The organism is Salegentibacter sp. Hel_I_6 (assembly GCF_000745315.1).
In the GTDB taxonomy this organism is placed as follows: Bacteria; Bacteroidota; Bacteroidia; order Flavobacteriales; family Flavobacteriaceae; genus Salegentibacter.
The window spans coordinates 4026089-4048804 of the sequence record NZ_JQNQ01000001.1; the positions used below are offsets into that span (position 1 = coordinate 4026089).

At 35.8% G+C, this 22716-nt stretch carries 21 protein-coding genes; 3 read left to right on the forward strand and 18 right to left on the reverse strand.

Annotation, left to right across the window (positions count from 1 at the left end):
- Positions 1-37: 37 nt before the first annotated feature.
- From FG27_RS17725 to FG27_RS17730, 3 genes are all read right to left on the reverse strand, one after another.
- Complete coding sequence (locus tag FG27_RS17725; RefSeq protein ID WP_231563358.1) at positions 38-814, reverse strand: AI-2E family transporter; 777 nt, start codon at positions 812-814, stop codon at positions 38-40.
- Positions 804-1103, reverse strand: a complete 300-nt coding sequence (locus tag FG27_RS19475) for a hypothetical protein (protein ID WP_231563359.1) — start codon at positions 1101-1103, stop codon at positions 804-806. The genes FG27_RS17725 and FG27_RS19475 overlap by 11 nt, the downstream gene beginning before the upstream one ends.
- Positions 1104-1176: 73 nt before the next feature.
- Entirely contained in the window at positions 1177-1641 is a 465-nt protein-coding gene (locus FG27_RS17730; RefSeq protein ID WP_037321492.1) for an SRPBCC domain-containing protein, read from the reverse strand.
- Between the two features lie 299 nt (positions 1642-1940).
- Between FG27_RS17730 and hemN the strand changes: the two genes are divergently transcribed.
- Entirely contained in the window at positions 1941-3296 is a 1356-nt protein-coding gene (hemN, locus tag FG27_RS17735; protein WP_037321495.1) for an oxygen-independent coproporphyrinogen III oxidase, read from the forward strand.
- A 109-nt stretch (positions 3297-3405) separates the two neighbouring features.
- Here the strand turns inward: hemN and FG27_RS19550 are convergent, their stop codons facing one another.
- From FG27_RS19550 to nhaA, 10 genes are all read right to left on the reverse strand, one after another.
- Positions 3406-3540, reverse strand: a complete 135-nt coding sequence (locus tag FG27_RS19550; protein ID WP_255351549.1) for a hypothetical protein — start codon at positions 3538-3540, stop codon at positions 3406-3408.
- Between the two features lie 15 nt (positions 3541-3555).
- On the reverse strand, positions 3556-4257 hold the full coding sequence (locus FG27_RS17740) for a sulfite exporter TauE/SafE family protein (protein ID WP_037321498.1): 702 nt from the start codon (positions 4255-4257) through the stop codon (positions 3556-3558).
- Positions 4258-4704, reverse strand: a complete 447-nt coding sequence (locus FG27_RS17745; protein WP_037321501.1) for a FixH family protein — start codon at positions 4702-4704, stop codon at positions 4258-4260.
- A gap of 60 nt (positions 4705-4764) precedes the next feature.
- Complete coding sequence (ccoG, locus tag FG27_RS17750) at positions 4765-6180, reverse strand: cytochrome c oxidase accessory protein CcoG (protein WP_369794131.1); 1416 nt, start codon at positions 6178-6180, stop codon at positions 4765-4767.
- An 18-nt stretch (positions 6181-6198) separates the two neighbouring features.
- The gene (locus FG27_RS17755) at positions 6199-7080 is read right to left on the reverse strand and encodes a cbb3-type cytochrome c oxidase N-terminal domain-containing protein (RefSeq protein ID WP_037321508.1); all 882 of its coding nucleotides are present in this window, start codon (positions 7078-7080) and stop codon (positions 6199-6201) included.
- Positions 7077-7265, reverse strand: a complete 189-nt coding sequence (locus FG27_RS17760) for a CcoQ/FixQ family Cbb3-type cytochrome c oxidase assembly chaperone (protein ID WP_037321511.1) — start codon at positions 7263-7265, stop codon at positions 7077-7079. Before FG27_RS17760 ends, FG27_RS17755 begins: the two co-directional genes overlap by 4 nt.
- Before the next feature lies 1 nt (position 7266).
- Positions 7267-9468 (reverse strand): cytochrome-c oxidase, cbb3-type subunit I, encoded by a 2202-nt coding sequence (gene ccoN / locus FG27_RS17765; RefSeq protein WP_037321515.1) that lies wholly within the window; start codon positions 9466-9468, stop codon positions 7267-7269.
- Positions 9469-9470: 2 nt separating this feature from the next.
- The gene (ccoS, locus tag FG27_RS17770; RefSeq protein ID WP_037321518.1) at positions 9471-9665 is read right to left on the reverse strand and encodes a cbb3-type cytochrome oxidase assembly protein CcoS; all 195 of its coding nucleotides are present in this window, start codon (positions 9663-9665) and stop codon (positions 9471-9473) included.
- A 59-nt stretch (positions 9666-9724) separates the two neighbouring features.
- Positions 9725-12130 (reverse strand): heavy metal translocating P-type ATPase metal-binding domain-containing protein, encoded by a 2406-nt coding sequence (locus tag FG27_RS17775; protein ID WP_037321521.1) that lies wholly within the window; start codon positions 12128-12130, stop codon positions 9725-9727.
- Positions 12131-12205: 75 nt separating this feature from the next.
- A complete protein-coding gene (gene nhaA, locus FG27_RS17780) occupies positions 12206-13531 on the reverse strand; it encodes a Na+/H+ antiporter NhaA (protein ID WP_037321524.1) in 1326 nt (441 codons plus the stop codon).
- A 258-nt stretch (positions 13532-13789) separates the two neighbouring features.
- On the opposite strand from nhaA, the gene corA reads away from it, so the two are divergent.
- Entirely contained in the window at positions 13790-14866 is a 1077-nt protein-coding gene (corA, locus tag FG27_RS17785) for a magnesium/cobalt transporter CorA (RefSeq protein WP_037321527.1), read from the forward strand.
- Positions 14867-14879: 13 nt separating this feature from the next.
- A complete protein-coding gene (locus FG27_RS17790) occupies positions 14880-16001 on the forward strand; it encodes a lactonase family protein (RefSeq protein ID WP_231563360.1) in 1122 nt (373 codons plus the stop codon).
- Positions 16002-16122: 121 nt separating this feature from the next.
- On the opposite strand, the gene FG27_RS17795 is transcribed toward FG27_RS17790, so the two are convergent.
- The 5 genes from FG27_RS17795 to FG27_RS17815 form a co-directional block, all read right to left on the reverse strand.
- A complete protein-coding gene (locus FG27_RS17795; protein ID WP_037321530.1) occupies positions 16123-17043 on the reverse strand; it encodes a succinylglutamate desuccinylase/aspartoacylase family protein in 921 nt (306 codons plus the stop codon).
- 22 nt (positions 17044-17065) lie between these two features.
- The gene (locus FG27_RS17800) at positions 17066-18115 is read right to left on the reverse strand and encodes a glutathione synthetase (RefSeq protein WP_037321532.1); all 1050 of its coding nucleotides are present in this window, start codon (positions 18113-18115) and stop codon (positions 17066-17068) included.
- Complete coding sequence (locus FG27_RS17805) at positions 18115-19959, reverse strand: flavohemoglobin expression-modulating QEGLA motif protein (protein ID WP_037321535.1); 1845 nt, start codon at positions 19957-19959, stop codon at positions 18115-18117. The genes FG27_RS17800 and FG27_RS17805 overlap by 1 nt, the downstream gene beginning before the upstream one ends.
- A 244-nt stretch (positions 19960-20203) precedes the next feature.
- Positions 20204-21292, reverse strand: a complete 1089-nt coding sequence (locus FG27_RS17810) for an endonuclease/exonuclease/phosphatase family protein (RefSeq protein ID WP_037321538.1) — start codon at positions 21290-21292, stop codon at positions 20204-20206.
- A 111-nt stretch (positions 21293-21403) separates the two neighbouring features.
- Positions 21404-22714 carry a mechanosensitive ion channel family protein gene (locus tag FG27_RS17815; protein WP_037321541.1) on the reverse strand — a complete coding sequence of 437 codons (1311 nt, stop codon included), beginning with the start codon at positions 22712-22714 and terminating at the stop codon, positions 21404-21406.
- Positions 22715-22716: the final 2 nt, after the last annotated feature.

The following is a 22716-nucleotide window of genomic DNA, read 5'->3' on the forward strand; positions in this document are numbered from 1 at the left end:
TCCCGCCACCATTAATTAAAGATTAGGTAACATTAAGTTAATCTTTACTTTCCTCATCGGTACTTAACAAATAACCAAAGGCCTTTAATGACGGTACGTGATTGAAAATTACGTTTAAAATTCCCAAAACCGGAATAGCTAAAATCATCCCCATAACCCCCCAAATCATATTCCCTAAAATTATAGCCAGAATTACAAAAAAGGGATGAATATCTACTTTATCCCCTACAATGAATGGTTCTAAAACATAACTTTCTATAAATTGAACCACGGTAAAGGTTAGTATTACGCCAATTAAAATACCGGTTTCTCCCTGGGTGAGATAGCCAAAAATTAAGGCAAGACCCATCCCAATAATATTTCCTATAAATGGAATTAAAGTTAAGAACGAAGCAATTACCGCAATTAAAATAAAATTATTCACTCCAGAAATACCCAAACCAATACTGTAAAGTATAGAGAGTATAACAATAAGAATTAGTTTTCCTCTTAAATAAAACTGTGCTACTCGTGCTGTCTCATTTATAATTCGCTTTACTTCTTGTTTTCTTTCATTGGAGAACAGCTTCAGGATAAAAATTTTAAAACGTTCTCTATAATTCAGAAGGAAGAAGATATAGATAAAAGTGAGCAAATAATTACTTATAAAGCTGGTAACAGAATTAAGAAAATTGAAAGCTTTTTCACCAGAATTTCCGCTAGAGGTAAGGAGACTTTGCATATCATGCTCTTCCTTATACTTATCAAGATCTTCACTACTTAAGGCAGTATGCTCGTAGGCATAATTTTGCAACTGCTCAATTTTAGGTGTCATGGTTTCTTTTATCCCAATCGTCTACAAAATTTTTAATTTGAAAAGAAAGTAGAACAAAAACTCCAATAGAAAACAAAAGCAGTAAAAAGGTACTTAAAAGCGAAGATACAAGCCGGTTGAGCTTGTTTTCCATTAAATTGCCTAACGGAATAAGTAATAACGCAAGGATAATAGCGGTGACCAAAGGGGCTAAAAAGTCTTTTGCATCACTTAATCCTGTGAAAATAAAATAAGCCCCTACCACAAGTGCTACAAGTGGATAAAGTAGAGTTTTATGCGCTGTATTCATTTAGAAGTTGGTTAGAAAATGTGAAGGTAGAAAAATAATTAGTTATTCTACCTTCATATACTTGAAACGAAATTTAATTATAGGCGGGAATTTCTTCCATTTCCACCAGATGTTTTAAAGATTTCAGCGCCTCATCCCAGCCCTGGTCACAATCTGAATAGAATTGACTGGCCCGGGATTTATTAGGAAAACCGGAGTGCTCCAGTTTTAGAATACAATATTTAGTTTCACATTGAATTCTAAATTTCAGCTTGAAATTTGCTTTAAAAGGTAAATATTCATTGTCGGCTAAATAGGTATAGTTACTCAAAGTAAGTTTTACATGGGGTTTAAATTCTGAAATAGTAGCTGATGCAATATAAATGGGTTTATCCAGATTTTCACCCCAGCTCAATGCAAAAACACCATTTTCATCTGGCACAACAATAGCCTGAGAAGCACCCCACCACTCTTTAATTAGGCTGGGAGTAATTAGCGCGTTAAAGACTTTACTTCCGTTTTCGTTAATGCGAATTTCCTTATTAATTTTTTGAGACATAAACTTAAATTTTAGGTTTAAATAGTTAGAATATAGTTCTAGTTAAAAATGGATATATTATAATTTACCAAGTTATTTTTTCTTTTATTCATTTAAAATTAAGAAAATTTAACAATATATATTAAATAAAAGTAATTTTTTTATTTTGTTTTATATGGTTATTGTTATACATATTAGAGGGACTTCTAAGGAAATATAGATCTACTTTTGAGAAAGAAAACTGCGGCAGGTTAGCTTAAACTGATAATGGTCATATTACTTCAAAAACAAGCTGGGTATTTTTGGATTAAAATAGTTGTATGCACTCCAATCTTATTAGCAAATATAACGTTCCGGGTCCCAGGTACACTAGTTATCCAACGGTTCCGTATTGGGATGAAAAGGAATTCTCCTTAGCGGCCTGGAAAAGAAGTCTTAAACGTAGTTTTAACGAGAATAAAGAAATAAGCCTTTATATTCATTTACCCTTCTGTGAAAGTCTATGTACTTTTTGCGGCTGTAATAAACGAATTACCAAAAAGCACGAGGTAGAATCTCCATACATAGAAAGCTTGTTACGAGAATGGGATCTTTACCTGGATGTTCTTGGTGAGAAGCCAACTATTCGAGAATTGCACCTTGGCGGTGGAACTCCCACTTTTTTTGCTCCTGAAAATCTTAAGTTTCTTATGAATATGCTTTTTCGAAAAGCAAACAGAGACTGTAAAACTGAATTAAGTTTTGAGGGCCATCCAAATAATACTACAAAAGATCATCTAAAAGTTTTTGCAGATTTAGGTTTTAAGCGGGTAAGCTATGGCGTGCAGGATTATAGCGAAGAAGTGCAAAAAGCAATTCATAGAATTCAACCTTTTGAGAATGTAAAAAGAGCTACGGAAGAAGCCCGGGAAGCCGGTTTTAACTCTATAGGGCATGATATTATTTTCGGACTTCCTTTTCAAACAAAGGCCGATATTATTGAAACTATTGAAAAAACAAAGCTATTAATGCCAGATCGTATCGCGTTCTATAGCTATGCGCACGTGCCCTGGATAAAAGGAAACGGACAACGTGGCTTCAATGATTCTGATCTTCCCGGGGCAAATGAGAAACGCGAAATGTATGAAACCGGAAAACAAATGTTGGAAGCAGCCGGTTATGTAGAAATAGGAATGGACCATTTTGCCTTAAAAACCGATTCTTTATACAAGGCGATGAAAAATAAAAATCTACACCGAAATTTTATGGGATATACTACTTCTTCAGGGGCCTCCATGATTGGTTTGGGAGTTTCAGCAATAAGTGATAGTTGGTTCGGATTTGCTCAAAATGAGAAATCGGTTGAAGTTTATCAGCATCTTATTTCTGAAGGAATTATTCCGGTTTTTCGCGGACATATTTTGGAAGAAGAAGATCTGGTGATTAGAAAACATATTCTTAATTTAATGTGCCGTTTGGAAACGAGTTGGGCTGCTCCCCAGGATTATTTTGAAGAACTACCCGAAGTTCTTTCAAAACTAAGCGAGATGGAGGACGACGGGCTAATTAGTTTCTCTGAAAATAGATTAACAATCCCTAAAAAAGGAAGGCCTTTTGTGCGCAATGTTTGTATGGCTTTTGATCTAAGAATGCAGGCAAAGAAACCAGATACGCAATTATTTTCAATGACGGTTTAGTTTAAGAGTTGTAACCGCAGTAAAAAAGTCCTTTGGGAAATTTCCTAAAGGACTTTTTTACGCGATAATCGATAATTAAATAATCTTTAAATCTCTATTTTTGAGATTTTTAGTCTCTATCCTTTCCGCTGTTCATCATATTTAAAACGATGAGTACCAGCCCGGCGCAAACCACGAAAAACATCCCGATGAGGAACGTTCCCATTTCCCAGTTTACCAATGCAATAGTGTTTAATATATTCATAGCAATTATTTTAAATTAGTGACAAGTTTGGGTTGCCGTAATTTTCGGAGTTATTTCCATAGGGGAGAGGTATGGAATTCCGAGTCCCATTCCTCTAATTATAAATAGTAATCCAATAATGACTACAAAAACAGGAACCGCTTTTCTAATCTTAGACCTAAGGTTCAGGTTTAAAAAATTACCAAGATAAATAGCGGTGGTCATTAAGGGAATTGTTCCCAGGCCAAAAACCGCCATATATAAACTTCCTTCCAGGGCTGTCCCTGATGCTATAGCGCCGAAAACTGCCATATAAACGAGTCCGCAGGGTAGGAAACCATTTAGAAATCCAATGGTATAAAAAGTATCTGCTGATTTTTGTTTTAACTGCTTTCCAAGATTGCTTTTTACTTTTGAAACAATTTTAAAAATAGGTTTTGAACCGTTATACTTATTGATTTTTTTATACGGAATAACAATTACCAAAATCATTAAAACTCCAACTAAAATTGATAGTTGCTGCTGAAGGCCAAAAAGACTAAAACTTTTACCAAGCAATCCGAATAAAAGTCCAATAATGGCATAAGAACTTAGTCTTCCAAAATGATAGAGTGAGATCTGGCCAAGTTTTTTGAAATTGTTTTTATGATCTACCGGCAATAAAAAAGCAATAGGACCGCACATTCCCACACAGTGGAAACTTCCCAAAATCCCAAATATTAAAGCCGAGATCAACATTTAATAAACAATTTCGTTTTTATATAAATAGGATTTTCCTTCATATTCCCAGTGAATATTGATATTCCATCGGCCTGCTACCAATTGATCATCAGCAATAAAAACTTGATATTCTTTTAGTTTCAGCGGAATATTAAAATCGAGTTTTTCATTAGAAGGTCTATAAAAATTAAGGTTTCCTGAGATTTTAGAAAGTTCCAGGTTTTCGGGAAATTCAACAAGCCAACCATTTTCTACCCTTCGATCACTTATATTTTCTTCCAAAGCAAAAGCATTGGTTTCTGCATCAATCTCCTCCTGGTAATGCAGTTCTTTTTGGTAATAATCTTCAGTTACCAAATCGTGATCAAATTTTCTATCGGTTAGCATATTTATCACTAAATACATAATGAAACTTATAAAAAGTGTCATTCCAATTACAATTCCTGTTCCCCAGTTTATTTTCATTTTTTCCAATTTTACTCGATAGTCGAGATTTAATAAATCTTGTGTTATTATGCTTAGTTTTTAATTAAAACTGCGCGGCCCCATAAACATAGTGCTGGTTGTTTCTATTAACCGCTCCCTGCTATAAATCCCAATTTTCAACTTTTCTTTTTCGTTTTCCAATGCGGCTGTATGTATTTCAATAAAGAGCGTTCCCTCGGTTAACTCCTGTCCCGGAACCGTAATATTTGAAGTCTTTACCGGCTTTATTGTTCCCTTGTGAGACAATAATCTAAATTCAATATCTTCAAAATCGGCTGTGGTTTTATTTACCAGCTTATAGGTAAAAACATTGCTAACCACGTTATCGGCCTTGCGTTCGTATAATTGCCCGGGTAATCTTAAAATACGGGCTTCAACTTCACTTCTTATAAATAACATTCCTACCAGAACTGCGGTTAAAATTCCTAAAACTATACTGTAACCTTTTAACCTGGGCGTAAACCTGAATTTTGCTTTCTTTTCAATATTTTCTTCACTAGCGTAGCGAATTAAACCTTTTGGAAGATCTACCGCTTCCATCATACTATCGCAGGCATCTATACAAGCGGTACAGTTTATACACTCCAGCTGCGTACCGTTCCTAATATCTATTCCCGTTGGGCAGACCTGCACACACTGGAAACAGTCTATGCAATCTCCTTTACCCGTTGCCTGCCGGTTCTCATTTTTCTTGAATTTTGCTCTGCCTTTTTCTTTTTCCCCACGTTTGTGATCGTAGGCTACTACTATAGATTTATTATCTAAAAGCACTCCCTGAAGCCTTCCATAGGGACAGGCAATTACACAAACCTGTTCTCTAAACCAGGCAAAAACAAAATAGAATACCGCGGTGAAAATCAGTAACGAAAAAAAGGTGCTTAGGTGGTTTTGGGGACCATCTGTTACATATTGAATTAGTCGGTCACTTCCCATGATATAAGCAAGGAAAACATTGGCAATTAGAAAAGAGATGATAAAGAACAAAAACCATTTTAGAGAGCGTTTTCTAATTTTTTCAGCATCCCATTTTTGCTTTTCAAGTCGCATTTGTTTTCCCCGATCGCCTTCAATCCAGTATTCAATTCTTCTAAAAACCATTTCCATAAAAATAGTTTGTGGGCAAAACCAGCCACAAAATATCCTACCGAAGGCTACCGTAAAAAGAATGATAAAAACCACCCCTATTACCATCATAATTACAAAAATGTGAAAATCCTGTGGCCAAAAAGGAAATCCAAAAATATTGAAACGCCTTTCGAGGATATTAAACATTAGGAACTGATTGCCATTAATTTTTACGAAGGGAGCAGCAAACAGTAAGATTAGCAATACATAGCTAACGTATTTTCTATACTCATAAAATTTCCCTGAAGGTTTCTTTGGAAAAACCCATAATCTCTTGCCCTCGTCATCTGCCGTGGCTATTTTATCCCTGAATTTTTCCTGATTTTCCAAAATCTATTCTTCTAAAACTTATTCTGAATCTGCTTCCCAAATATCTCCTTCAGGTCCTTTTGGATCTGTAGGATTGGTTCCTTCAAGACTTAGTACATAACTAGCCACCTGGGCAACTTCCTGCGCGCTTAATTCAGATTTCCAGGCTACCATACCTTTTCCATCACGACCACCCTCAGAAATTGTTTGAAAAACATTGCTTATCCCGCCACCTAAAATCCAGTGTTCATCGGTAAGATTTGGACCAATAGCACCACCGCCATCGGCACGGTGACAGGCCATACAACTGGTCATATAAATTTCTTCTCCGGCTTTTAAATCTGAGGCTTCGGTCAATAATTCTACAGATGAGGCATCTATAAGATCTGGATTTTCTCTTTTATAAGCTTCTATCTCTTCGTTGGCCCGGGCAACTTCAGCCAAATATTCTTCTCTTTGTGTGTCGCCATCAAAAATGTGGTAATAGGCCATGTAGACAAATGCAAAAACTATACTTACATAAAAACCATACAGCCACCATGAAGGAAGATCGTTATCTAGTTCTTTGATGCCATCGTAATTATGATCCAAAAGAATTTCTTCTTCTTTTTCAATTGGTTTTTGGTTCAACATCTTTTTGTAAAACCTTTTTAAACCCAGGAATTGTTTATCTGAATTCTCAATTTTCAATCTGGTATAATGCTGCTGGGCATCGGGTTTTAAACTTCTAAAAACCATATTTTCTAATGCCGCAATGGATACTTCAATAGCAACCGCTATAATCAAGACTACAGCAAGTATCCACCAAATAACTGGATACTCTTGAATGGCCCAACCACTTTCTGTCTCTACGGTTAATTCTATTAAAGCCAGTGCCAGAATTATAAATCCGGCAATTCTTAAATATGCTGTAGTTTTCATAATTGTTGATTTTCCTGGTTATTATCTAAGGGAAGTTGGCTAACCTCATCGATGTCTTTCTTTTTTGCAGTAATTACCCATAGAAAGAGGACTACAAAAAAAATGAAGAAAATAAGTAGGGAAATTAACGGGTAGATCATTACACCGTCTATACTTTCCATATGGCCTTTAACAAATTTGAACATCTTAATTAGTTTTGGTGGTTGAAACTTCTACATCTTTGGCTTTAATATCGGTTCCCAAACGCTGTAAGTAGGCGATAAGAGCAACGATTTCACGATTTCGCATTTCTACGAATTCAGTACCATTTTGAGCAGCAAATTCTTTTTCAGCTTCATAGGTCTTTACAAAATCGGGATCTGCATAAAGATTTTTCTCAATTTGAGTTCCCTGTTCTGACATCCACTTCTGGGCGTTTTCTATTTCCTCTAAAGTATATGGTACTCCAAGCTTGCTAAGAGCTCTCATTTTAGCTTCGGTATCACTTTTATCAAGCTCATCTGTAATTATCCATTTATAAGATGGCATGATAGAACCTGAAGAGGTGCTCTGCGGATCGTACATATGGTTAAGGTGCCAGTTATCGGAATATTTACCACCTACCCGCATAAGATCGGGACCAGTACGTTTACTTCCCCATAGGAAAGGATAGTCGTAAGCATATTCCCCGGCTTTAGAGTATTCACCATAGCGTTCTACTTCACTTCTAAAAGGGCGAATCATTTGGGAGTGGCAACCTACACAACCTTCTCTAATATAAATATCCCGTCCTTCAAGTTCTAGCGGAGTGTATGGTTTTACACTGGAAATTACCGGTACATACTCATCTACCATTAGTGAAGGTACTATTTGTACCACACCTCCAATTAAAATAGCGATTGTAGCGAAAATGGTAAGTTTAACCGGTCTTCTTTCTAACCAGGAGTGGTAAGCTTCACCCGTTGTTCTTTTTTTGGTTACTTTTTGCAAAGGAGCAGCTTCAGCCAGTTCATCTTCAACTGCGCTTCCCTGTCTAACCGTTTTTACAATATTATAAAGCAGGATAAATGCACCTACAATATATAAACTACCGCCAATAGCCCGCATCCAGTACATTGGGATAATTGAACTCACGGTTTCAAGGAAGTTTCCGTAGGTAAGTGTTCCATCAAGGTTAAATTGTTTCCACATAGAAGCCTGAACGAATCCAGCAACATACATTGGTAAAGTGTAAATAATAATTCCCAATGTCCCTATCCAGAAATGCGCATTAGCCAATTTAATAGAGTAGAGTTTTGTTTTAAATAATCTTGGTACTAACCAGTAAACCATACCAAAGGTTAAGAAACCATTCCAGGCTAGTGCCCCAACGTGCACGTGAGCAATAATCCAGTCACTAAAGTGGGCGATGGCATTTACATTTTTAAGCGAAAGCATTGGACCTTCAAAAGTTGCCATCCCGTATCCGGTAATAGCTACTACAAAGAATTTAAGAACAGGATCTGTTCGTACTTTATCCCAGGCTCCACGTAGGGTCAATAGTCCGTTTATCATTCCTCCCCAGGAAGGAAACAATAACATAACTGAAAAAGCAACTCCAAGGTTTTGCGCCCAGTCTGGTAAAGTTGAATATAGCAGGTGGTGTGGACCAGCCCAGATATATATAAATATCAGTGACCAAAAGTGAATAATAGAAAGTCTATATGAATAAACAGGCCTGTTTGCTGCTTTTGGAACAAAATAATACATTAAACCAAGGAAGGGGGTAGTTAGAAAAAATGCAACTGCATTATGCCCGTACCACCATTGCACCAAAGCATCCTGAACCCCGGAATAAACCGAGTAGCTTTTAAACGCGCTAACCGGAATTTCAATATTATTTACAATATGAAGCACCGCTACGGTTACAAATGTGGCAAGGTAAAACCAGATAGCCACATATAAATGGCGCTGCCTTCTCTTTATCATTGTTCCAATTAGGTTAGCGCCAAAAGCTACCCAAACCAATGCAATTGCTATATCTATTGGCCATTCCAGTTCTGCATATTCTTTAGAACTGGTGAAGCCCATAGGTAATGTGATTGCTGCAGCTACAATTATAACCTGCCAACCCCAAAAGTTGAAATTACTTAAGAAATCACTCCACATTCGGGCTTTAAGTAAACGCTGGGTAGAGTAATAGACTCCTGCAAAAATCGCATTTCCAACAAATGCAAATATCACCGCGTTGGTATGTAAAGGTCTTAAACGGCCAAAACTCAGCCAGGAAATTCCGTCCGTGATATTTGGAAATAAAAACATAAAGGCGAGCAACAGCCCAACACTCATACCTATTATACCCCAAAATAGGGTAGCCATCGTAAACTTTTTTACGATTTTATTATCGTAATGAAACTGTTCAATTTCCATAGTTAGTTAGATTTCTTGTTTTTGTTGGAATTGGATTTATCGGATTTTGATTTAACTAATTCATCATCAAAGAGCATCCTCACCGATGGAGTATAAACATCGTCATACTGACCTTTTTTTACTGAAAAAATAAAGGCAATAAAGAAGATTATAGCTACCAGAACACTTAAAGCAAGTAAGAGATAAATGATGTTCATAGAAGATGAATTATTTCAGCAAACTTAAAACTGTGTTAAAATTTAAAATATGATCTAGATCAGGTTTTAGGTGATACAGCATTTAATTTCTTGCCGGCAAAATTTGTTGCCAGGGTGGTAAAAGCCACAATACTTATGGAACTTAGCGGCATTAAAATCGCCGCGATTACCGGCATTAAATTTCCTGTAACCGCAAATGCCAGTCCTACTACATTATAACAAAGGCTTAGTACAAAACTCCATTTGATAATTTTTATACCCTTTTCTGAAAGTTTAAAATATTCGCTCAATTTGGTGAGATTTGATGCTTCAAGGATTCCATCACAAGCGGGGGAGAACACATTAATATTTTCTGAAACCGCAATCCCAACATCGCTTTGCGCAAGTGCACCCGCATCATTAAGTCCGTCGCCTATCATCATTACCGATTTTCCTTCTTCCTGGAGTTTTTTAATAAAATTGAGTTTATCGTCTGGCTTTTGATTGAAGTAAAACTTAGTATTTAACGGCAGCATATTTTCCAGCTTCTCTTTTTCGCCATCGTTATCGCCAGAAAGGATGAATAGCTGTTTATTCTCTCCTAATTCTTTGAATAATTCAGCAAGACCTTCCCGGTAAGAATTCTGAAAAATGTAGCAGCCTTTATATTCTTCGTTGCTACTAATATGCACCGCCGTTTTATTGAGCTCTTTAGTTTCAGTTTGACTTTCCCTCACAAAAGAAGATGAACCAATCTTCATTTTACTGCCATTATTTCCAGAGCTAATTCCTTTCCCAGTATGTTCACTAAATTCATCTAAACTCAGGATATTGTTTTTATCCAGGATCTGATATAGTTGCCTACTAAGTGGATGCCCCGATGCTCTTAAACTGCTGCTAAGCAATTGTTCTTCTTCAGCATTAAGTTTTAAACCTTCGTAGAAAACTTCGGTTTTTTTATTTGAGGTAATCGTTCCGGTTTTATCGAAAACAAGACAATCTATTTTTGCTATTTGTTCAATAACACCGGCTTCTTTTAAGTAAAATTTATTTCTTCCGTAGATGCGTAATAAATTTCCGAGGGTAAACGGTGTAGCTAAAGCAATGGCGCAGGGACATGCGATGATTAGAACCGCGGTAAACACATTTAATGCTATAGAAGGATCGTAAATTAGCCAGAAAAGGGTTGATAGAAATGCTATGCTTAAAACCCCAGCGGTAAAGCGTTTGCTTATTTGATTTATTAAACTTTGAAATTGTCCTTTTTTATCTTTTTTGAAGACTTCATTGCTCCAAAGTTTGGTCAAATAACTCTGGTCTATGGCTTTTATAGCTTCAATCTCCAGGACTCCCCCTTGCTGACGACCACCTGCGTAAAGGGTTTCGCCAGATTCTTTCTTAACCGCTTCTGCTTCCCCGGTTACAAAACTGTAATCTATATTGGCCGCACCCTTTATTAAAACCGAATCTATAGGAATTAACTCTCCGTTTCTTATTAAAACCCTATCTCCGGGCTTCACTTTATAAACCTGAACCTGCTCTTCTATAATTTCTTCGGAAGAACTTTTTGTTATTCTAGTGACCGCCATTGGGAAATAGGATTTGTAATCCCGTTCAAATGAGAGATAGGAATAGGTTTTTTGCTGAAAGAATTTTCCAAGGAGTAAAAAGAAAACCAGTCCTGTGAGACTATCAAAAAATCCTGTACCCAAATCCAGAAAGATTTCTGTGGTACTTCTTATAAAAAGTACTGCGATTCCCAGGGCAATGGGAACATCTATATTTAATATTTTAGCCCGTAAACCTTTATAAGCCGATATAAAATAATCTGATCCTGAGTAAAAAACTACAGGTAGAGAAAAAACAAACATTAACCATCTAAATAAATGCTTGAATTGTTCCAGCCAGAACTCTTTTACCTCAAAATATTCGGGAAAAGAGAGGAACATCACGTTACCAAAGGCAAAACCGGCAACGCCTAACTTATAAATTAAGCTTCGGTCTATGCTGTGATCTTTTTCATCGTAATCTTTCAGGGAAATATAGGGTTCGTAACCAATTCTGCTTAGAAGATATACCAGCTCTTTCAGGCTTATTTTTTCCGAAGAAAAACTTATGCGTACGCTTTTCTTCGGGAAATCTACCTGCGCAGATTTTACACCTTTGTTTAATTTCCCAAGATTTTCCAGAACCCAAATACAAGAACTGCAATGCATAGAGGGAATAAGAAAATTAACGATTTGGGTATTATGCTCATTGAATTCCAGCAGTCTTTCGGCTATTTCAGGATTGTCCAGGAAATCAAATTTACCTTCTGAGACAGCTGGGGAAATACCGGGTTTTTCCTGAAGATCGTAATAGTAAGTTAGATCACTTTCGTTTAAGATTTCAAAGACGGTTCTACAACCCGTGCAACAGAAATCCTTTTCCTGAAAAACAATGTGATCTTCTTTACAAGCTTCACCACAGTGAAAACAGCTACTCATAACCAATGTATTTTAGCTGCAAATTTTCGGGAAATTAGTTTTTTATAATATGATGGGAATCAGCTTTGGCAAGAATTAATCTCCGTTCCCTATTTTTCGCAAATAGAAATAACCAATTAAGCCTGCTATTAATGAGGCTAGAAGAATACCAATTTTAGCTTGAGAAATATAGTTTTCGTTTGCAAAGGCAAGTTCGGTAATAAAAAGTGACATTGTGAAACCAATGGCTGCAAGAAAACCAATCCCATACACATGTTTCCATTTTACTTTTTCCGGAAGTGATGCTATTTTAAACCAAACCATAAGCCTGGAAAGCAGGACGATACCAAAAATTTTTCCAAAGATGAGTCCAACTGAAACTCCCGTGGTCACCGGACTTAAAATGGAATCTAAGGAAGTTTCGTTTAGGCTAACTCCCGCGTTAGCAAATGCAAATATTGGTAATACCACAAAACTTACAAATGGGTGCAATGCATGTTCCAAACGCTGCAGGGGAGGTGTGGCATCTTCGGTTAAAGAAGAGAATTTCTCTATGTTACGGTTAATATGTTCTTCGGCTTCTTTAGGGTTTTTATTTCTATTTTTAAAATCCTGTTTTATTTGGTAGGCTAAAAGTTTAGATTTCCGAAGAAATAATGGAGTATTTATACGTTTTGTGTTTGGAATAGCAAAGGCTGCTAAAACAGCTGCAATGGTGGCGTGAACACCAGAAAGTAAAATAGCCAACCATAAACCACCAATACCCATGATGGCATAAAATATAGTGTTTCTAATTCCTATTAAATTGGCTGTAGCGAGGATGAGAACAAAAATCCCGGCAATAGCGAGACTTTGCATAGAAATATCTGAGGTATAAAAAAATGCAATAACCAGCACCGCACCCAGGTCATCTACAATGGCGATGGCTGTTAAGAATACTTTTAATGGTAAAGGAACGCGGTCTCCAAGTAAGTATAAGATTCCCAGGGCAAAAGCAATATCTGTAGCCATAGGAATTCCCCATCCAGAAACAGAATCTAAACCAGAATTAAAATAGAAATAGATAAGTGCAGGGAACAACATACCGCCAATAGCAGCGCCAATGGGGAGCATAGATTTTCTAAAACTGGAAAGTTCACCCTGTAAGATTTCCCTTTTAAGTTCCAGCCCAATCATAAAAAAGAAAATAGACATTAGCCCATCATTGATCCAATGCAATAGATTTTTCTTTATTACAAAGTCGTTGATTCCTAAATGAATGTATTGTTTCCAGAGATTATGATAAGCATCTGAAAGAGGTGAATTTGCCACGATCATTGCAAGAATTGCAGAAAAAATTAGCAGCAAACCCACTGATGTTTTTTTCTCGATAAAGTTTTTTATAGGTAATAACAGGTAGATGTCAAGTGGCGTTTTTTTCATGATAACCTGGTTCTAATGAATAGCTTATTTTATATAAATAATAAATTTATGCCCATTTTTAAATGATAAATATGATTAACCTCAGGTTTAAAGACTTAGTTGAGTTTAAATTGTTTGAAAACAGATAAATTAGTTTTATAAATTATGGAGTAAATAAGTTTGAATTTCTAAATAATTCAGGAAAATAAACTTTGCTACCTTTAGCCTTATAAAGTAAACTACCTAATAACATTTAAATCTCGATTATCAAGTAAAATTATGGTGAAGAAAATAACCCAAAGTTTAAGGAGGCCAAAGATGAAATCTGTTAACCAACCTCCTGGTACCGTAACTTATGTTGGAAGAAAAGAATCCAGTGAAACCAAACTTGAGGTAATTGATTACAATAAAGATAATTTCGAAAAATTAAGCTCGTCAACTACTGAAGATGCCTTTAAATTTGAAGCCGAAGATCGTATTACCTGGTTTAATATTGATGGATTAAGCAATACCGCTGAAATAGAAAAACTTGGGAAATATTACGATTTACACCCACTAATCATCGAAGATATTGTGAATACAACACAACGTCCAAAAATAGATGAGTATGAAGATTACTTATTTATTGTGGCTAAAATGTTATATCACCAGGATGGAAAATTGGTTAATGAGCACATAAGTTTTGTATTGGGAAAAGATTATGTTCTTACTTTTCAGGAAGCCGGTGGCGATGTTTTTGATGGGGTGCGGGGCCGGCTGGAAAAAGCTTATGGCCGTATTCGCAGTAACGGATCTGATTACCTGGTTTTCGCGCTTTTAGATGCTATTGTAGATCATTACTTTTTAGTTGTAGACGAACTTAGTGAAAAGGTAGAGGCTTTAGAGGAACAACTTTTTGAAAGCCAGCCAAGCAATGATATTACTTATGAAATCCAGGATCTTAAAAGAGCTATTTTAAGAGTTAGGCGTGCAGTTTTTCCACTTAAAGAGGTGATTTCCAGGTTTCAGAATATGGAAAATGAGCTTATTAAAAGTAGAACTAGAAATTACATAAACGACCTCCATGACCATATTTTACAGGTTTCAGAGAATATAGATCTTTATCGTGAGATGGCCTGGGGTCTAATGGATATGTATATGACAACCATTAGCAATAAAATGAACGAAGTGATGAAGGTTCTAACCATAATGGCTTCTATTTTTATTCCGCTAACTTTTATTGCCGGTATCTACGGGATGAATTTTGAGTATATGCCAGAGTTGCAGTGGGAGCATAGCTATTATGTATTATGGGGAATAATGATAGTTATTTTCCTATTAATGATCTTCTATTTTAAACGAAAAAAATGGTTATAATCTAACCTTAATTATGATGAAAATTACTCTAATAATTCTTGCCGTAGTAATTAGCGGAAGTTGCATTGCACAAAATACTGAAAGTGCTGTTTATATTGGTACATATACCAAAAAAGAAGGTCACGTAAACGGGAAAGCAAAAGGAATATTCCTGGCAAGCCAGGATCCTGAAAATGGAGGTGTACAGCCTGAAAAAACCGTAGCTGAAATTACAAATCCCAGTTTTGTAAAAGTTTCTAAAGATGGTGAAAATTTATATGCGGTAAGTGAATTGGGTGGGGGTGATGCTAAATCGGGTTTTATATATTCTTATAAAAGAAATAGTGATAATAGCCTGGATGAATTAGGAAAGTTAAGTACAGAAAGCTTTGCACCCTGTCACATTGAAATTGACAAAAGTAGAAAGTATGTTTTTGTTTCCAATTATATGGGAGGCGTGGTCATGGTTTATAAAAGAGGTGAGGACGGCAACCTGCAAAAACAACAAAAAGTGCAATTAGAAAATCCCAATACTTCACACGCACATTCTGTTTCTATTACCTCAGATAACCAAACTGCTTATATTTCAGATTTAGGGAACGATAAGATATGGATATTTGATTTTAATGCAGAAATCGGAAATTTAAGTCTTAAAGAAAATCCGTTTTTGCAATTGGAAAAAGGAGCTGGCCCAAGGCATTTTAGCTTTTCTAAAAATGAAAAATTTGCTTTTTCTATGAATGAACTCAATTCAACAATAAGTGTGCTTGAAATTGATAAAAATGGAAACCTGGAAATTATTCAGAATATTTCAACTTTGCCTGAAGATTTTAAGGGTAAGAATTCTGGAGCAGATATTCATTTACATCCTTCAGGAAAATTTATTTATGCTTCCAACCGTGGGCACAATAGTATCGCTGCTTTTAAAGTAGATGAAAAAGAAGGGAAATTAAATGCAATTGCCCATTACACTACAAAAGGTGAAACCCCGAGAAATTTTGCGATCTCTCCCGATGGAAAATTCCTTTATGCTGCCAATCAGGATACTTCCACAATTAGCAGTTTTAAAGTAAACCAGGACACCGGTGAATTGGAAGAACACTTGCTGCCGGTAGAGGTGATGTCTCCGGTTTGTGTAGAGTTTGCTGAAAACTAATCATATAAAAAAGACCTCACAGGTTTTTTAAATCTGCGAGGTCATAATTGAAATTAGAATCCATACTGAACTTATTTCAGGATTTAAGATGTTATTCAGTTAATTTAAGTTTTCTGAAGGTTTACTTTCCTTCAACTTCTTCAATGACAAAAAAACCATCATTTCCTTGCGACTGATAGAGCGGCATAAAGATTCTCGCGTCCCATTCGCTTTTCAACTCTTTTCCATTTTGTATTGCAAGGATTTCTCCTTTTTTAATCTTTTGGAAATTCTCATAGCCTGGTTCCATTTCAAACTTATCAGAATCTTCAAGTCCGTGGCGATGTACTAACTCGAAAGTTTTTTGATCTGGAGCATTCTTTTCAGCAAACCGGTTTACGCATTCAGGATAAGTTTCAATTTTAGAAAGATCAAGATTACAAGCTTCTTTTAAAGCAAGCCAAATTACTCCTTCATGATTCTCTACAGAGGTTTTATCTTCATGCTGGCCGGCTTCAAATACAAAACCGGTCATACCAGTTCTACTCAAATAGTGATCTATATCGCCGGTTATAATATCGCTAAATCCGCGTACGATAAATGTTGGGAAATTGTGTGCCCATTTATCATTATCATTTACCTCCTGCACCGAGACATAAGGTAAACTAGCTGATGAGGTAGTATGGCAATCAAGGAAATATCGTTTGCTAAAATTTTTCTCGGGAAATTGGTTTAAGATTTCAATAATCTCCCACATTTCTTTTTGCTCATGGGTTTCAGACTTATTTTGTTCGATATTTTCTTTTGTCCAAACACGATTTAAGTCTTCATCTATATACCGCTTATTTTGATTAAGCGCTTTATGATTTCCTGAAACCCCAACCAGGGTTCCTTCAATTTCAGGTTTTGTTTTTTCCAGTTGTTTAAATACCTCTTCTAAAGCCTTTACTCCACTGGGTTCATTTCCATGAATACCTGCAGTGACGAAAAGTAGAGGTCCTTTTTTATTGCTGGTGTATTTCCCAATTATCCTGGGAATATGTTTATCTGGTTTGTTATCCATAATATGTTCCTTTTATTCTAATCTATTGCATACAGGCTATTTCCCGGTTGTCAAACTGGTGACCGTAAAGTTCTTTATATTCAACTTTGCGTTCTATAGCTTCAATCACGACATCTGAAAATTCAGGTAATCCAATATCTTTAAAATGTTCCATTCCTCCGGGACTCAATACATTGATCTCAATAAGTTTATCTTTTACCACATCAAGGCCAACAAAGAAGAGCCCGTCGCGAATAAGTTTGGGTGCGGTTAGATCTACAATACGCTGCATCTCTGGCGTAAGATCACTACTATCTGCAGTAGCACCTAGCGCGAAATTACTTCTAAATTCACCTTCACCGCTTACACGCCTTATAATGGCTTGCTTGCCGTCTTTAGTCATCACGCGGCCATTCATTAATATAATTCTTACATCACCATCTTTTACCGCCGGAAGGAATTCCTGAGCTATTACATAGCCTTGCTGACTAATAGTTTCAATAATCTGGTTGATGTTTTTCTCATTTTCATCAATTAGAAAAACATTTTGACCTCCAGAACCTTCTAATGGTTTTAATACGATCTTTTTATTATTCTTCTCCCAAAATTTTAGAATATCTTCTTTATTCCTTGTAATAAGTGAATCGGGTTTAATCTCAGAAGGAAGTTCTTCAAAATAGAGTTTATCTATAAATGCATTTGATAGCGCATAGGCATCATTAAGCACCAAAACTCCCTGTTGCTGCATCATTCTTCCAAAAGCTACACCGGCCTGCTCAGCCCATTCTCTTCCAGATTCTTCCTCGGTTGGATTATTTCTTATAAACAATACATCTAGTGTATTTGCTGTTATTTTTCTTTTCCTGGCTTTACTGCTTTGTAAAGCTTCCAAAAACTTTTTTGGTGATTTGGTTTTAGTACTTTTAGGAACCTGAGTGCTATAAATACTAATTGGCGAATCGTGATGAAAATTAAAATCTCCAACACCCATTGCATAGACTTCGTGACCTCTAGAATGAGCCATTGTCATTAGCATTACCGAAGTTCCGCAACTTTCGGTAGCGATATCATTTAATACAAAACAAATTTTCATTAGGTTATCATTTGTGAAAGGGGAAGCCCCTCTCTGATTAGGTTTAATTTATTGGTAATATTTTCGGTTAATAAATAACTTGGGCGCAAAGCGCTTGTTTTTAATACTTTTCTTTCGGTTAATTCTTCAATGATTTTGGTATGTTTTAAACCGAATTTTCCTGCTAATAAAGGTTCGTATTCACCACCATCCTGAAGATGATCCCTTAGTTGAACCAGTCCTTTTAAATAGATAATGTCTTTTAAAAATCCGCCTCCCTGCATTATTCTGGAAGTAATATTAAAAGCTCTTTCTGCGGTAAATCCATAATCCATTTTTAGCAATCTAAATAACTGGGGAAACTCAGCTCCTTCCATTAATGCCGATCCTGCAATCACCCTTCCGGCAAGGGTTCTTAACCTGTTTCCGGTAAGTCCATTTACTAAAAATTCAGACATTACGGCGAGACCTTCCTGTAAGGGATCGTAATCTGCAAGACCGCTGCTTAATAATTCTAATGGTTGCTGAGTTCCGTTAAAATAGGTAAGTACATGGGTACCAACTTCATGCTGAATTAGCGCGGTAGCCTCGGTTTTATTCATTCTGTAATCTGCAGGAATATATAGCTCACCTTTGCTAACCATCATAATGTTCACATCTTTACGAATATGAACCTTACTTTTAAAATTTTCGTCCTGCTCAGCGAAATAATCAAATTCCCGCCTTGCCAAACTACTAAAGCCTTTGGCGTCTATAAATTCAGCATTTTTATCTTCTTCAACTTCATCTACTTCTCTTAATATCTTACCTGCCTCATCACTTAATTTGGGACTTAGACCCTTATAAAGTCTAATACTGTTGTAAAAGAAATTAGGGGTGCCACGTTCACTCAACATGGTAATTTGTTGATCTAGCTCCTCCCGTTTCTCCCTAAAAATATGAGACATTGCAGGATCATCTATTTCTTCAATTTTAAGATTGTAAAGCTCTCTTTTTAAAATATCTGGATCTATTGGCAGTAACCGGTAATGGTAGTCTAGTACCTTCTCATAATTGCTTTCAAAAAAGGTTTCTTTGATATTATGAATATTGGCCGGGGAAACCAACCATAGAAATTGATAAGATCGCTCTATTTTTGCAAGCGCTTTATCTATTTCGAAAACTTTATCCTTGAGGTGTTTTCTACCCAGCGCTAAATAACTGCCTACGCCGCTTGTAGTTTGCACCCGCACATAATCGAATATCGCTTTATGAATGCAGGTAATAAGATAATCTTTAAATTTCCGTAAAAATACCGGATAAACTTCGTTGTTTTCATCGCGATACACAGGCGGAATCTCAAGCCCTAAAATAACGGCCCCCGATTTCTTTGCATCTTCAATACTCAAAAGTTCCTCATCACCTTGCTTTTGACGATTAGGGGTATCTTTAATTTCTGCTTTTAAATAAAGTCCTGAAAATACTTCGTTTATAGTATTCAGTTCTTTTTGTAAAACTTTTACAGAGCTAGGTAATTTTTTTGCCGGGGCTTTAATAGTAAAGCAATTATTTGTTTCCCCTGTATAGATTTCAAAAACCATATAAGATTTGAAATCGGAGGAAAGCTTATCTGCCAGGGCATATATCAGCTTTTGATACGCATCAAAAAATTTGTTACCGACTAAAAGATATGAGGCTTCGCTAATAATAATTCGTTGGGTACCAGCATCATTTTCTCGTTTTCGGTAAACTACCAGGTAAGGTAAATTATCTTCTATATGAATTAAACCACCTCCCGGAAGCGATGCGCTTATTTTACCATCTTCTTCAAGAATTGTTAAAATTTGTTTAATTGATTTCTCCGATAATTCAGATATTTCCAGCATTCTTAGTCGTTTCTATTTTTTAATTTGAATATTATTAAATCAGAATCAGGGATTCAAAGCGAAATATTCACCATAAATGTGCTTGAACAATATTTAAATTTAGAAAGAAAACTAAGGAATACTAGTTCTTAAACTTACTTTGGGTTTTATTTAAGAGATAAGGTAAATAATTACTTAAAAAGAGAAAATGATAAAAAGACAGAAGAATAAAATGGGAAAACTAACAATATAATAAGAATAAAAATTACTCCTTACTTTTTGCTTTCTCCTTCGCTTTTTCTTCCTGCTTTTCTATCTGCTCACGAGCATTTTTTAATTCAGCTTCTGTAGCGGGCTCAGGTTTTTGCTCTTCAGCCTTTTCTGGCTCAAGATTAAGTTCGATATATAAGGGATAATGATCTGAATCTATTTTACTGCCTAATCTAAAATCTGCCACCCTAAATTCTTCAGTTACAAACACGTGATCTAGAGACCAGCGCATAAGAGAACTGCTGGCATCAAAGGAATTATAGAATCCGCGACCAATCCTGGTATTTAGTAGCCCACCTACATTTTGAAAGAGTGCGGTGGTAGAAGACCATGCGACATCATTAAAATCTCCTGCAACTAGCACAGGGATTTTAGAATCTTTAGCCATAAAAGCAATTTTCATCATTTCGGCATCCCTATCTGTAGAAGAAGGATTATGTTGTGGCATAGGAGGTGTAGGATGAATGCCGTGAAACATTATCTTATCACCAGATCTTAATTTTAAAATACTGTGAATAGAAGGAATACTATCATCTACCAAATATCGAACCTGGGGATCTTCAAGTTCTAAGCGCGAATAGAGAAGCATCCCGTAGGTATTATCTAAAGGAATTTCTACTTTATAGGGATAAGAATTTGTAACTTCAGAAAGATCGTTTTTCCATCGTGTATCTGTTTCGGTAAAAAGTAAAACATCGGGATTTTGCTTCTTAATATCTGCTATAACCAGATCTGGATTTTCATTTTTCTGAAGCACATTTGCTGCATAAAGGCTAAATCTATTACTAAAATTTTCTTCTGAAACTTCTCCAACTTCGTAATTCTTATGCGGAAAATAGGGGTAGATCTTTACTACCTGGAATAGGAAGCAAGCAAGTAAAACACCCATAAAAATATAATCTTCAGCACGTTTTATATCAAACTTTATAAAATATGCAGCCAGGGCTGTAAGGGTAAGTAAGCTTAGCTGAATATGCAAATAATCAAAAATACGTATCCACCAGAAATCGGCAGCAATTAGGGGTATTAGCGTCATCACTACGGCGATAACCCCAAATACCTGAAGAAATCCTTTTAAAGTCATAAATTTTTGATTGGTTTGGCAGCCGAAAGATAATCGTTTATTCGGAGTTACTTACTAAACGTGATTTAAAATGCATGGAGACTAGCACTTAACTTTTTAAATCGAAGAAGATTAATTTCCTGATTCCTGTTCAGATTTTGACTGTATTTTTTCATTAAGATAATCGCGAATATCATCGCCTGATGGAGCTTCATAAAGTTGAAGGTCAAAATAAGACACGGCAGCTATAACGTGATCAAAAATATCAGCAGTGATATATTCAAAATTTTCCCAGCGTTTGTCCCGGCTAAAACAAAGAATTTCTAAAGGAATTCCATGTTCTGTAGGTTGCAGATGCCTAACTATTATATACATTTCTTTATGTACGGCCGAGTGGTTATTTAAATAAGTATCTATATACTTTCTAAAAATGCCCAGGTTGGTTTGGTTTCTTCCGTTTAAAGGAAGCTTTCTATCAATATCATTTTTAGTATTGAAATCGTTAATTTCATTTTGCCGATCTTCCAGGTAAGAAGAGATTATCTGTATATTTTTATATTTCTCAAAATCATCAGAAGTAATAAATTTTACAGAATTCTGCTTTATAAAAACAGATCGTTTAATTCTTCTTCCAGGAGATTCCTGCATACCACGCCAATTTTGAAACGATTCAGAAATAAGGCTATAGGTAGGAATAGAAGTGAAAGTGTTATCAAAATTTTGAACCCTAACGGTAGCAAGGCTAATTTCGGTTACGGTACCATCGGCGCCATATTTACTAAAAGTGATCCAGTCACCAATTCTAACAATATCATTTACACTTACCTGTATAGAAGCCACAAAGCCCAGGATAGTATCTTTAAAAATCAATAATAAAATCGCGGAAGCCGCACCCAGGGAAATTATAAAATTAACGACATCTTTACCCGTAATTTCAGCAATAATGAAAATAAAGGCAAATAGCCAAACAATAATCATTATAACCTGAATATAGCTTTCTACCGGCTTATCTTTAAATGATTCTAAGGTTCTTAAATAATTTTTGGTAGCTCGCAGAATACTTCTTATTAACCATACAATAAGAAAGATTATATAAATATCTATAAGAAAATAAAAGGCTTTTACTGCCAGGGGAAATTCCTGTAAGATATAGGGAACAGTAAAATATACGATGATTAATGGAGCTATTTCACCTATATATTTAGGGAATTTGGTCTTTATAAGATAGTCATCAAAAGTTGTTTTGGTCTTGTGGGTAAAACTTTTAAAGGCTTCAACTACAACATTTTTCATGAGATAATTTACTCCCCAAAGTATTACAGCCAGAATCAGGAAATTAAGCAGCAAATTAAGATAAACCGCAAGAGTTTCATTAACTCCCTGATCTACCAGAAAGTTTTCAAATAGAAAAATCAAATTTTTGAATCCTTCTTCTATATTCATAG